Annotated in this window: 15 protein-coding genes; 1 reads left to right on the top strand and 14 read right to left on the bottom strand. The window is 44.7% G+C overall.

What is annotated here, in order from left to right:
- Nucleotides 1-399: 399 nt before the first annotated feature.
- The 11 genes from WKT10_RS14060 to WKT10_RS14015 all read right to left on the bottom strand — a co-directional run bounded on the left by WKT10_RS14060 (nt 400) and on the right by WKT10_RS14015 (nt 8,146).
- Nucleotides 400-1,272 carry a LysR family transcriptional regulator gene (locus WKT10_RS14060; protein ID WP_066543995.1) on the bottom strand — a complete coding sequence of 291 codons (873 nt, stop codon included), beginning with the start codon at nt 1,270-1,272 and terminating at the stop codon, nt 400-402.
- 15 nt (nt 1,273-1,287) lie between these two features.
- Nucleotides 1,288-1,860, bottom strand: a complete 573-nt coding sequence (locus WKT10_RS14055) for a chromate transporter (protein WP_337433667.1) — start codon at nt 1,858-1,860, stop codon at nt 1,288-1,290.
- Nucleotides 1,847-2,437 (bottom strand): chromate transporter, encoded by a 591-nt coding sequence (locus tag WKT10_RS14050; protein WP_066543991.1) that lies wholly within the window; start codon nt 2,435-2,437, stop codon nt 1,847-1,849. The genes WKT10_RS14055 and WKT10_RS14050 overlap by 14 nt, the downstream gene beginning before the upstream one ends.
- A 443-nt stretch (nt 2,438-2,880) precedes the next feature.
- The gene (locus WKT10_RS14045) at nt 2,881-3,894 is read right to left on the bottom strand and encodes a restriction endonuclease (protein WP_340277879.1); all 1,014 of its coding nucleotides are present in this window, start codon (nt 3,892-3,894) and stop codon (nt 2,881-2,883) included.
- Between the two features lie 19 nt (nt 3,895-3,913).
- Nucleotides 3,914-4,165: a M48 metallopeptidase family protein gene (locus tag WKT10_RS16065; RefSeq protein WP_445293028.1), complete on the bottom strand. Its 252-nt coding sequence runs from the start codon at nt 4,163-4,165 to the stop codon at nt 3,914-3,916.
- The gene (locus tag WKT10_RS14040) at nt 4,143-4,352 is read right to left on the bottom strand and encodes a DUF6061 family protein (RefSeq protein ID WP_340277877.1); all 210 of its coding nucleotides are present in this window, start codon (nt 4,350-4,352) and stop codon (nt 4,143-4,145) included. The genes WKT10_RS16065 and WKT10_RS14040 overlap by 23 nt, the downstream gene beginning before the upstream one ends.
- A 658-nt stretch (nt 4,353-5,010) precedes the next feature.
- A complete protein-coding gene (locus WKT10_RS14035) occupies nt 5,011-5,244 on the bottom strand; it encodes a complexin-2 (RefSeq protein ID WP_340277875.1) in 234 nt (77 codons plus the stop codon).
- A 93-nt stretch (nt 5,245-5,337) separates the two neighbouring features.
- Nucleotides 5,338-6,528: an AAA family ATPase gene (locus WKT10_RS14030; RefSeq protein ID WP_340277873.1), complete on the bottom strand. Its 1,191-nt coding sequence runs from the start codon at nt 6,526-6,528 to the stop codon at nt 5,338-5,340.
- Entirely contained in the window at nt 6,518-6,853 is a 336-nt protein-coding gene (locus tag WKT10_RS14025) for a plasmid mobilization protein (RefSeq protein ID WP_340277871.1), read from the bottom strand. The genes WKT10_RS14030 and WKT10_RS14025 overlap by 11 nt, the downstream gene beginning before the upstream one ends.
- A 4-nt stretch (nt 6,854-6,857) precedes the next feature.
- On the bottom strand, nt 6,858-7,940 hold the full coding sequence (locus WKT10_RS14020; protein WP_340277869.1) for a site-specific integrase: 1,083 nt from the start codon (nt 7,938-7,940) through the stop codon (nt 6,858-6,860).
- Nucleotides 7,941-7,942: 2 nt separating this feature from the next.
- Entirely contained in the window at nt 7,943-8,146 is a 204-nt protein-coding gene (locus WKT10_RS14015; protein WP_002566189.1) for a hypothetical protein, read from the bottom strand.
- Between the two features lie 300 nt (nt 8,147-8,446).
- Here WKT10_RS14015 and WKT10_RS14010 point away from each other — a divergent pair, with 300 nt between their 5' ends.
- Nucleotides 8,447-8,935, top strand: a complete 489-nt coding sequence (locus WKT10_RS14010) for a helix-turn-helix domain-containing protein (protein WP_340277859.1) — start codon at nt 8,447-8,449, stop codon at nt 8,933-8,935.
- 293 nt (nt 8,936-9,228) lie between these two features.
- Here the strand turns inward: WKT10_RS14010 and guaA are convergent, their stop codons facing one another.
- The 3 genes from guaA to WKT10_RS13995 all read right to left on the bottom strand — a co-directional run bounded on the left by guaA (nt 9,229) and on the right by WKT10_RS13995 (nt 12,857).
- Nucleotides 9,229-10,524 carry a glutamine-hydrolyzing GMP synthase gene (gene guaA, locus WKT10_RS14005; RefSeq protein ID WP_317438686.1) on the bottom strand — a complete coding sequence of 432 codons (1,296 nt, stop codon included), beginning with the start codon at nt 10,522-10,524 and terminating at the stop codon, nt 9,229-9,231.
- Nucleotides 10,525-10,656: 132 nt separating this feature from the next.
- The gene (locus WKT10_RS14000) at nt 10,657-12,180 is read right to left on the bottom strand and encodes a sensor histidine kinase (RefSeq protein ID WP_066543970.1); all 1,524 of its coding nucleotides are present in this window, start codon (nt 12,178-12,180) and stop codon (nt 10,657-10,659) included.
- Nucleotides 12,177-12,857 carry a response regulator transcription factor gene (locus tag WKT10_RS13995; protein WP_066543969.1) on the bottom strand — a complete coding sequence of 227 codons (681 nt, stop codon included), beginning with the start codon at nt 12,855-12,857 and terminating at the stop codon, nt 12,177-12,179. The genes WKT10_RS14000 and WKT10_RS13995 overlap by 4 nt, the downstream gene beginning before the upstream one ends.
- Nucleotides 12,858-12,909 lie beyond the last annotated feature (52 nt).

Below are 12,909 nucleotides of genomic sequence, written 5' to 3'. Positions count from 1 at the left end.
GTGACTTTTCGTCCGCAACGGTTATTTATTATAACCGATTGTTTTTCGTTTGTCAACAACTTTTTTAAATTTATTTTGACATTTTTTAATGTCGTTTCTTTTGTGTTTCTGTCGTTCCCGACAGCGAAGATTATCTTACCAGATGTATCGCCAAATGTCAACAGTTTTTTTAAGTTTTTTCAAAATTCTTGTAACAGTTCAGCCATGCGAAGCTTCAGGCAGAAAAAAGCGTTGAAAGCTTGCTTTCATAAGAATTTTTCTGCCTGAAGCTTCATAGGACGGACGCCCGATGCTTCTTGTCCGCTGTAAGTGGGCAAGAAGATGCAATGCTGAACTGTTACAAAATTCTTTATCTTCAGATTATCATCCGGATATCCGGATATAAAACCTGCCGTTCCATTATAAATCAGTACAGATATCCTGCATAATCTGCAATGTTTTCGACATATATTTATTTTTATGTCTAATAAAATGAAAATCTCTGATTATATGAATATCCTCTACAGGCACTATAATCAAACTTCCCTCTACTGCTTCTTTTTCAATCATTCGTTTTGAAAATATTGCGATTCCTCTGCCATGTACTACTGCATTTTTTATTGCCTCCGTATTTGTACTGCAGAAAATTCGTTTCAGCCTAATTCCTTTTTGTTCTAAGAACTGCTCATACTGATTCCGCTCTGTACTTCCGCTTTCTCTGCTGACGTAGTTTTGTCCCTCTAACGCCTTTAGAGAAATACTTTCTTTCTTTGCAAACGGATGTGCTTTTCCGCACACAATGACAAGTTCATCTTTACACATGGGAGCCGCTATTAAATTTTCATCTGAAACAACTCCCTCAATCATACCAATATCAATCTGATTCGTTAATAATGCCTGCTCAATTTCCGATGAATTTGTAACCTTCACTTGAAATTCACATTTCGGAAGAACCCTTTCAGCCTTATCTAAAATACGGTTAATAAGACACGTCCCCACAGAAACACTGCAGCCTATTTGTATCTGTGTTTTTTCCACCGCCTGATTCATCACTTCTTCCATTTGTTTATAGGAATCTAAAATATGGCGTGAAAAGGAAAGCAACAGCTCTCCTTCTTTTGTCAGATATAATCTTTGCGAAAGACGTTCAAACAATTTCACGCCATAATGCTGCTCCAGCTCTGCGATAGCCTGACTGATATTCGGCTGAGAAAGATGCAGTGTTTTTGCGGCCTTATTCATCCCGCCTTCATCTACAACTGCAGTGAAAATCATTAAGTGTCGTAAGGTCATAAAAATCCTTTCCTTTTAAACAGCGCCTAATAATACATATATCAACGTACCTATCATACCACTTCCCAGAATAATTGCAATGGCGCTTGTTTTATACCTTCGCAGTATAAATAAGGAACCGGCGAAAATCGAAAATTCTATAAAACGAAAATTATTGAACTCAACATTATAAAGTTCTGCCTGAAAAAGCCCCAGCATTAAGATTGAAGCTCCGGCAGAAGCAATCAGCGCAACTACTGCCGGCCGCATGGAGCCTAACACAACCTGTACCCCGTCTACATTTCTATATTTATAATAAAAATGGGCTAATAGTAAGCAAATACAAAATGATGGAATGATACATCCAATCGTACACAGCAGCACACCCGGAATTCCTGCAATCCGCATACCTACAAAAGTTGCGGAATTGATGGAAATCGGACCCGGAGTCATTTCTGCAACTGTAATAAGATCTGAAAACTCACTTAAGGTCATCAATCCATAAATATTTACAATCTGCTCCTGAATCAACGGAATTGCAGCATAACCGCCTCCCACACTGAATAAACCAACCTGAATAAACGCAATAAACAGTTTAGCCAATAACATTTCTCATTTCTCCCTTTTTGTTTTTTGTTGTTTGAATCATCAGATCAATCAGTCCAATTCCAAGACATGTAAGAATGATAATCATAGCGCTGACATCCAATACATATGTTGCAATAAACGCAATCATCATCATGCCTATATACAGGCTGCGTCTTGTATGGACAACATTTGCCGCTAAGTTGATCACAACATCAAATATGACAGCTGCAACTCCGGCCCTCATGACCTGTAATGCAGTATTGATATATGGATTCGTACGAAATTGCTCATAGAATAAAGAAATAACAGAAATGATGATCATAGGCGGAAGGATGGTTCCTAAAATCGCTGTCAAAGAACCTATAATGCCTGCAATCCGATATCCGATTATGACAGATGCATTTACCGGCAAAGGACCGGGAGCGGATTGTGTAATTGCAGTTACATCTAACATCTCATCTTCTTCTAACCATTTTAATTCTTCAACATATCTTTTCTTCATTAAAGAAACAATAACAAATCCTCCGCCAAAGGTACATGCACTCAATGCAAACATTGACTTAAATAAAACCCACAGCTTACTGTAATCTTTTTTCATTATATTTCCTCCTTTTGTTTGACACTTGGATTGTATCATCGAATTAATTATATGTAAAATACATAGTTTTTATAAAACTTATATATAAAATATATAACTAGGAAATATGCTGTGTTTTTCTGTTCCATTTTAGTTCCGCCCACAAAAAAAGGAGCCGTGAAACCTTTGATTTTTCAGGTTTCACGGCTCCTTTTTATTTTATTCCCACTCGCCGAGTTAAATCCATTTCTAAACTTTTTTGTATAGCAGATTTGATTCGTCGTGGTTTTATTTGATACAGATTATCCTTATCCTAAGGTCTATTCGGACTTTTGCTATCAAAAATCTATCCAAGCCATCCTATCACGGGTTTTGCTTGAGATGCACGATTGGGTGGCTTAGGTGTATTATAGCACGATTCGACGTTTTCTTCAAATTATTTCTTGCCACTTCAGCAGTCACATCTATTCCTCACTGTTGTTTACGACCCAAATCTTTTTGAGTGGGATCAGTTCTTTGATTTCATCATCCATTTGATCGTAGTATCGCAGGAACTCCTCGATAATTTCTTTGTGGGTCCAAAGCCGGATTTCAAAGAACTGTTTAGCCGTCTCATTGATGACCGAAGATTTGAACCCACTCCATGACACTAACAGGCCATATTCGGCACCAAAGTTTTTCATCACGCCGCCCAATTGATCCAAAACAATCCGATCCACTGGCGCGTCTGTGGACTTAACCTGAACACAGATTTTGGGGCTTCCAAAACCAAGTGTGCCCGCTGAAGCCAGAATATCCACACCTTTATCCGGTCCGGCCGGGCTAACGTATGTAGTGAATCCCTTTGCCCGAAGAATGGCATCTACAATTTTTGCTAAACCATGCCCTTTAGTCTTTTGGATTATCAGGTTTGTGATAACCCCCAAGGCTTCATTTTCAATATCTCGTGCTTCTTCATCATCCTGTGGCTCTTGCGGAGTAATTTGGGGCGCTTTCTTTCCCTGCTTCTGGGCATGGATCACTGCTTTTATGCGATCTTCCTGCTTAATACGGCAAATGGTCATAAATGCCCCAAAGGAATATAAGATGTCCTGGTCAAAAGCTGTACGTGGGATATCACAGGCAAACCAGTCAACTTGATGCGCGTGATAATAAGGATTATCGTTATTAGGTAAGAATTCATAATCCCCCGTGATTTTGCCAAAATGAATCACAGGCTTAATCTTGCTGGGTAGGACAACGATCTCTCCCTTTTTCATCTCATGGGCAAACGGCCATACCTGGCTTGCCCAGTTCATCGCTGTTTTTACCTTTACATCTGGGTTATTGTCCACAAAGTATTGCTGTAAGTCCTGCTTGGTGTGGAACTGCATGATTGATTCGGTGAGATTGTCCCAGGTGCAATATACCCTATTATCTTCAAGAAATTTATTTTCAAACTCGCCATATCGTCCGGCGCGACATAACCACATCGGCATTATTTTTCCTCCCTATCGTTCATAGCCAAAATGTTGCGCTACGATCTAAAACTGTTTTGCGTTCTTTCCAATCAGGCATTAGCATGGCCAAAAAACTATAAAAATGCTTTGAATGATTTGGATGGATAAAATGACAGAACTCATGCATTACGACATATTCGATACAGTTTCGGGGGGCTTCCAATAAACGCTTGTTCAGTGTAATAACCCCTTTTTTTGCCAAGCAAGATCCCCACCGTGTCTCCATATCACGAATCCGTAATGTCGGCATAGGCACTCCATATTTTTGGAATACTGGATAGATTTCTGAAATAATCTCTCCAAAAACAGTTCGACATGCTGTTTGCCACCTCATTTTCCACAGCGACGCAGTCAATGGAAAGCATCGTCCCGTCCTCCATGTACATCTCCACGCAGGCAGTGTCCGGGTTGAACTCACAGGACAAAATCTTTCTCATAGTCGTTGCCTCCTAATGCTTAAATTTCGGTTAGTTTTTCGCAACGGCACAAGGCCCGTTTCGTTAATTTTAGAATCTGGCAAGCAATGCGTGTGGCTATCCACACACAAATCCGGCAAGCAATGCGAGTGTTAATACACACTCACATTTCCTGCCGTCTGCTTGTTGAGGGCAGCGCCCCCAAGCCCCTTGAACACAGAATTTCATTCTGTGGCTGCGCGTTCTGCGAACGCTTTGAAAGGGTACGCCAAAGCACCTTCCCTTTAAGATGCCCAGGAACAAATCGTTCCCCCCCCTTATTGCCTGATGGCTGCCGTAAAACACAGTAGCCATCGCTTGATGTGTAGGCAAAATGCCTACCTATCGTTCTCTTTTACTCCGCATCCTGTGTTCTGCTTTTTTGCATGGTGTGTCGTGAAACGCGACATACTATGGTGATTTTGGGGTACCCTAAAATGGGGTACCTTTTGGGATAATGGGGTGGCAAAACACCACCTCATCAGAGATGCTTTTTAGCGGAATTTCTTTGCCCAAACTGCCGTCAGCCATTCTTTTTGCCTGAAAAAAACAGGAGCGTGCCACGCTCCTGTCCTTACAAATATAGAGAAAACTTTTGTGCTAATCTCATCGGTGAAATTAGTCCAAACGGAAACTTATCTTACCACCGAAAATCCGGGAACACTCCACGCTTGTCCAGATACTTCTGCCGAACCTGCTCCCGTTCTTCTGCGGTGGGCGCAGTCTTATATTTTGCATATAGTTCATGCCGCACCATCGCATCCAACTTTTGCTCTAACCCCTGATGAATTTCCTCGGCATAATCATCGTCACAGGCCAGATGGTACTCCACCAAAGCTACAAAAAGATCATAGGGGATTTGTACACTTTTCATATTCATTTCCTTTCCGCGACGGTTGCGACGATAGCGACGGTGTTTTTGACGGTATCATTTTCACCGTCGCGACCGTCGCTATCGTCGCGCCCCTTATTCTCCGGTTACTTCACAGGCGGTTGGCTCTACCAGCATATAGGTCAATTTCACTTGACGACCGGAATGTTTGGCCTTATTTTCATAGCCAACATGATATTCCTCCAGCAGCCTGCCTGCCTTGACATTCAGGTACTTAGTGAGGGCGTTGGAGGCCATTCCCGTTTGGATGGCTTCAGCCAGTTCGGATGGAGAGCCGATCCACTCCCGGCACTCAAAGGAAACCAACTTTGCAACCGCATCCAGCACTGGGTCCGGCGGTTCTTTATACAGCTCGTTTTCCATGCGTTCCAGATTCCAAATCTGGATCTGCGGGTCCTTTTTCAAGTAGAGGATCTGATCCGGCTGATCCCGCCCCACAACTTTGATGGTAGCGTCCAGCTCCGTGCGTTTTTTCTTCTGCATCAGCAGCGAACCATCTGCACAGCCCAGCAGCCCGGTGGTGCCGGAAATCGTCTCAAAGGAATCGTCTGCCTGCTGCTTCCGGGTGTGATGGACGGCCAGAACACAGATACCGTGCTGATCAGCAAACTGCTTGATTCTGCCGATAATCTCATAGTCGCTGGCATAGTTGTACGCTTCGCCGCCTACCTCACGGATTTTCTGCATAGTATCAATGATGATGAGATTGGTGTCCGGGTGCTCCTGCACGAAATTCTTCAGCTGTTCATCCAACCCATTCCCAATCTTTCCGGCGGCGGTGGCGAAGTGGAGGTTGGGGGTATCGTTCACGCCGTACATCATAAACATCCGGCTCTGGATACGCTGAAAATCATCTTCCAGCGCAAGGTAAAGTACCGTCCCCTGATGGACTTTATATCCCCACAAATCCTGCCCGGTACTGACATGGTAGGCAATCTGAGCCACCAGGAAGGACTTGCCGATTTTGGGTGCGCCGGCAAGGATATATGCCCCTGCGTAAAGCAGGCCTTCCACCACCGGAGGCCTACTCTTATAGGTGGTTTGGAACAGCTCTGTCATGGTGAGTGTATGCAGGTATCGGGGATCTGTCATACGCTGTATCTTGCGGTACATTTCTTCCAGACTATCTTGGGAGTTTACAATTTCATCGTTGCTTTTTTGTCTGGAAGTGGGTATACTATTTTCAGAGTTTTTTGAGATTGACTGCCCATCATCTGCGCCAACAGATGAACCCTGGGCGGTCATTTTCTTTTTCTCATCGGTCATAGGCGAATTCCTCCTGCATCCCGTTCATAATGGTTGTGATCATTCGGATCGTGTCCAGCAGCTCGTCGTTCACGCCTTGCCCGGCTTCGATCCGGCGCAGCTCGTCCAGCACGGAAGACAACTGATCCCGCAAGGCTTTGTAAACCTTTGGGTTGCCCTGCACCACCACATCTCGTTCCAATAGCCGACGGATAATGTAATCCTGCTTGGTCAGGCCGGTGAGTTTCACCAGGGTTTCCAGTTGGAGATCCTCTTCCGCCGATACTCGAAAAGCCACCGTCTTGTTTCTCCAGCGGTTGTGGTTGTCATAGTTCTTCTTGGACATCGTCTTACACCCCCTTCTCATTTTTCAGTGAATCCAACTTGTCAGCCATCTCCACCTGTCGGGTTGGGAATAGATGGGCGTATCGGTAGGTGATGTCGATACTCTCATGCCCCACACGCTCTGCAATAGCCAGAGCAGTAAAGCCCATGTCGATCAACAAACTGATGTGGCTGTGCCTCAAATCGTGTATGCGAATCCTTTTCACCCCAGTTTGCTTACAGCCACGGTCCATTTCTCGGTGGAGATAGCTTTTGCTGATGGGGAACATCCGGCTATCCGGCTCCACTCCATAGAGCTGCTTGAGGTAGTCCTGGAGTTCATCACAGAGGAACTGCGGCATCTGGATCACGCGATTACTCTTGGGTGTTTTAGGCGTAGTGATCACATCCTGCTTATTGAGCCGCTGGTAAGACTTATTGATGGAAACGGTGCGCTTTTCAAAGTCAAAATCTGCTGGGGTCAGGGCCAGCAGCTCTCCCTCACGGACACCGCACCAGTACAATACCTCGAAGGCGTAGAAGGACAACGGCTTGTCCATCATGGCCTCAGAAAAGCGGGTGTACTCCTCTCGGGTCCAGAACAGCATCTCCTTTCGTTCCTCCGTCCCCATGTTGCCCGCCTGCCGGGCTGGGTTGATATTTAGACCGTAAAATCGTGCAGCATGGTTGAAAATGGCGCTAAGTTGATTGTGAACTGTCTTCAGGTAAGTTTTCGACAGAGGTTTGCCGTGGCAGTCCCTCAACTCCCGAATTTCATTTTGCCAACGGATAATGTCCTTTGCCGTGATCTCCGAAAGTTTTCGATTCGCAAAATAGGGGAGGATCTTTTTCTTGATGATACTCTCCTTGGTAAGCCAGGTATTGAGTTTCAGCTTGGGTTTAATGTCCTTCTCGTAGAGAGCAACAAAACTCTCAAAGGTCATGTTCACATCAGCCTGTTTTTCCATCAGGAACTCCCGTTCCCATTCCAACGCTTCTCGCTTGGTGGCAAAGCCGCGCTTGAGCTTCTGCTGGCGTTCACCCTTCCAATCGGTGTAGCGAAATTGAACATACCAGGTGCCATTGTCCTTATTTTTGAACGCTGCCATAATTATTTCTCCTTCCTTTCTGTCTCAGATCTTGTACCATAGAATTTCTCGTGGAAAAACTTTCGGTCAATTCGCCCGGCAATGGTGATGCAGCCGGTTTTAGCCAGTTCCTCATTCATCTGTCGAATGATCCTATAGGCAAAGGGAATGGAGATCCCCAACTCCTCTGCCACTTCGTTGACACGCATAAAAATCTGATTAGCCATAATAAATACCTTCCTTTCTTTGTTGATCGTTTCTGCCTGCTAATTTTGCTTTTCATAAAGACCTCCTTACTCTCTACTGCCACTTTTTCTCGGTTTCGCAACCAAAAATCTGATGGTCCATTTGATTCTCTATATTATCTAAACTTATTAGCTTAGTGTTTTTATAATACTATACATATAAGTTTAGTTCAAGTGTTTTGAAAGAAATATTATTAAATAAATTTGCTTAGATTATCTTGACAAAACTAAACAAATATGCTATGTTTCAAATAAGGACAATCATAGATTGGAGTTGATGATATGGCGATTGGTGAACGAATTCACTTTTTCCGTCTCCTGCGGGGGATGACACAAAAATATCTTGGCATGTCACTGGGCTTCCCGGAGAAGTCTGCTGATGTGCGCCTTGCACAGTACGAAACAGGATCAAGAACCCCTAAGGCAGACCTGACAACTGCTCTGGCTGAGGTGCTGGATGTCTCGCCTCATGCACTCTCTGTCCCGGATATAGACTCCTATGTAGGGCTGATGCACACCTTGTTCACCCTTGAGGATAACTATGGGCTCAAGATCGGTGAGATGGACGGAGAGGTCTGCTTGAAGGTCGATGTTCGGAAGAACAAGGACGCCGCCCAACTGCACGAGATGCTATGGACCTGGTGGGAACAGGCCGCCAAGTTGGAGGCCGGAGAGATCTCTCAGGAGGAGTACGACAGCTGGCGCTACCATTACCCGGAGTACGACAGCAGCCAGATCCGCGCCAAGGTGCCGCCGGAGGATCTGATCTAACCCCCTCACTTGTAGGCCACGGGAAAGGTCATTTGTTGCACAAAATCAGAAAATTCAGATAAATGAGAGCAAAATAAAAAAGGTCTAACTGATCAACAAAAATCAGTTAGACCTTTTACTTATGAATAAAAAGATGAGGATTTTTAGGCTACTCGCAAGCCACCCGATTTTTCTTTTCAAACTCAATAAATCGGGATTTGACGAGTGCTATCAATCTGCTATCAAATGGGGAATTTGAAAATCAAAAACCCAGTGTTTATGCGCCTTTGCGGGCCCTCATATCCACTTTTTGCTTATTCCCACTCAATCGTAGCCGTAGGCTTCGGGCTCAAATCATAGCAGACACGGTTTACATTTTTCACTTCTTTCAAAATGCGGTCTGTAATCTTTAAGAGCACCGGCCACTCCAGCTGCTCGATAGTAGCGCTCATGGCGTCTATGGTGTTGACAGCACGGATGATCACAGGATACTCGAAGCTTCTTGCATTGTCGCGGACTCCGACAGACTTGAAATCCGGCACTACGGTAAAGTACTGCCATACCTTCTTGTCCAGTCCGGCATTGTGGAATTCTTCACGTAAAATAGCGTCGGATTCTCGGACAGCCTCCAGACGTTCTCTTGTAATTGCTCCCAGACAGCGTACACCCAGACCAGGACCCGGGAATGGCTGACGGAACACCATCTCATCAGGAAGTCCCAGCTCCAGACCACACTGACGAACCTCGTCCTTAAAAAGCTGGCGCAGAGGCTCAACCAGCTTAAACTGCAGATCCTCCGGGAGTCCTCCTACGTTGTGGTGGGACTTTACAACCTTGGCAGTCTTGGTTCCGCTCTCTACGATATCCGGGTAAATGGTTCCCTGACCCAGAAATTCGATTCCCTCCAGCTTTCTTGCTTCTTCCTCAAAAATACGGATAAACTCGGCGCCGATGATCTTTCTCTTCTGTTCCGGATCGGCTACGCCCTCCAGCTTTGTGAGATAACGCTCTGTCGCATCTACATAGATCAGGTTTGCATCCATCTGATTTTTAAATACCTCGATCACACTCTCTGACTCGCCTTTTCTCATCAGGCCGTGATTTACATGCACGCAGACAAGCTGCTTGCCGATAGCTCTGATCAAAAGAGCTGCCACAACAGAACTGTCAACACCGCCTGAAAGAGCTAAAAGAACCTTCTTGTCACCTACCTGACGGCGGATCAATTCAATCTGATCCTCTACGAAGTTCTTCATATTCCAATTTGCCTCTGCATGACAGGTATCAAACACAAAGGCCCTCAGGTGAGGAAGAGCTTCTTCCCAGGTGCCATAAGCTTCCTGACACTTTGCAGGCTCATGGTCAATGGACATAACCGGATAACCGGCGCTGTAGATTTCCTCATTTACATCAATGCGTACGCCGTCTACAATATGGTTTGGTCCTCCGTAGATCACAACACCTTTTACATTTGGAAGTGCCTTTAACTCTTCTGCCGTAATGTCATGGGGATAAATCTCGCTGTATACACCCATGGCACGAATTTCTCTGGCAAGCACAGTATTCTCTGTACTTCCCAGATCCAAAATGACAATCATGTCCTGTTTCATAAATCTTCCTCCTGTGTCATCACATGATTTAAAATTTCTATAACTACAGCATACAGGATTCCATGCTGTTATACAAGTAAAACTTTGACGAAATACGCAAATAATGCTTCTCTGTTTTTCACAAGATGCCTGCTACAGGCTGCAGTCTAAGGTAAACCAGAACTCTACGCCTTCCTCTGCATTTCTGACCCCGCAGGCCTTATGGTGGGAATCCATAATGGCTTTCACAATGGAAAGGCCAATGCCGCTCCCTCCATATTCTCTGGTATGGGCTTTATCAACCTTATAAAATTTCGTCCAGAGCTTATCCAGATCCTCCTCTGGAATGTGGTTTCCTGTATTAAAGACAAAGACAGTCACTTCATTTTCATGCTTTTCCAAACGGATTTTTATCTTTCGTTTTCCATTCAAATGATTCATGGCATTATTCAGATAATTGGTTATGACTTCTTCAATCTTAAATTCATCCGCCCATACCATCACCGGCCCTGAAGGCTCAAACTCCACCTCTGCCTCTTTTTGCTGAAGCAGAATGGATGCGGAGGAAAGCACTCCATGAATCAGCCCTGTAAGGTCAAACTGCTCGATGACGGGCTTGTCATTTCCAAACTCCAGGGCGGTCAGGGTAAGAAGCTGCTTTACCATCTTGTTCATTTTCCCGGCCTCATCCATGATCACCTCGCAGTAATAATCACGACTCTCCGGGTCCTCTGCCATGCCTTCTGTAAGGCCCTCCGCATATCCCTGAATCAATGCAATAGGCGTCTTAAGCTCATGGGATACATTGGCAATAAAATCCCTGCGTGCCTCGTCAATCCGTATCTTTTCCTCAATGTCCTGCTGAAGCTCATTATTGGCTGTTTTTAAAGCCCCTATGGTTTCCTTCAGCTTTTCCGAAAGGGTATTCATACTCCGGCCCAGCACACCGATCTCATCCTGAGAATCCGCCGTATATCTGGCATCAAAATCCAGCTCGGACATCCGTTCAGATAAGGCTGCAAGGGACAAAATAGGCGAAGTAATCCTTTTTCCCGCAAAATACATAAATACGGCTCCCAGCACAAGGGCTGCGCTTCCCACATAGATCATAAAACGATTCGACAGGGCCACACTCTCATGGATACTGGCAATAGGCATGGACATAATAAAAATGGTTCTGTTGTCATCAAAAAAGCCCCAGTTCTGCAGATAATATCCATTGTTATGTTTATCATATCTTTTTTCTATTTTATAATTTTCCTCAGAAATAATGGCTTCTGTATCCGGCATTGATCTGCCTAAAATATACTGACGGACCAGATCGGATAAAAGCCGGTTATCCCAGAATGTGGGAAAGGTACGGTCATTTAAGCTGTCAATCAGCACCACCGTTGTATTGTACTGTTCATTCATAACACGCAGCATCCGGCTTACCTCGGTCTGTTCTCCGTCCTTGGAATAGAAACTTGGCAGGTCATCAATAATATTTCTCCCTTCCAGCGCCTGCTCTACCGCACAGTCATTGAGCTGTTCATAGGCATCCTGAAGGATTTTCACCTTATCATTGATATAGTACTGCTCCAGAAAAAAGCTGTTGATCACCCAGATTGCAAGCAGGACGGCTGCCAGCATCCCGATAAACAGCGTCGTAAAACGAAAACGGATGGAACGCTTCATTGTCCGCTCACCTCAAATTTATATCCCATTCCCCAGATGGTCTTGATATAATCGCCTTTATCGCCCATCTTGCTGCGAAGCTTTTTCACATGGGTATCAATGGTTCTGGCATCACCAAAATAGTCATAATTCCACACATTATTTAAAATCTTCTCTCTGGAAAGAGCAATTCCCTGATTTTCTACAAAATAGGAAAGAAGCTCAAACTCCTTAAAGCTTAACTCCACCTCTTTGCCGTCTATCGTTACTTGATGGGCCGCCTTATCAATCAGAATACCTCCAACGCTTAAAGCATCTCCTCCGGAGGCATTGGATCTGCGCAGAATCGCCTCCACGCGGGCCACCAGGATTTTAGGACTGAATGGCTTTGAAATGTATTCGTCCACGCCCAGAGAAAAGCCCTGAAGCTCATCCCGTTCCTCGCTTCTGGCTGTGAGCATGATAACCGGAACCTGGGAATATTTGCGTATGGTCTTTAATACCTCCCAGCCGTCCATTTTCGGCATCATTACATCTAAAAGCACCAAAGCAATATCCTTCTGGGCAAAAAATTTATCAACGGCCTCTTCCCCGTCTCCTGCTTCTTCCACATAAAACCCCTTGTTCGCAAGAAAGTCTTTTACAAGCTTGCGCATTCTGGCCTCGTCATCTACTACCAGTATTTTTAATCCGTTCATGGCCGGCTCCTCCTGTTTCCATATCTGATGATGATACCATTTTAGCAGAAAA

Source organism: Enterocloster sp. HCN-30185, assembly GCF_037890305.1.
In the GTDB taxonomy this organism is placed as follows: Bacteria; Bacillota; Clostridia; order Lachnospirales; family Lachnospiraceae; genus Enterocloster.
The sequence above is the reverse complement of the archived record's forward strand: the minus strand, read 5'-3'. Positions and strand labels throughout refer to the sequence as shown.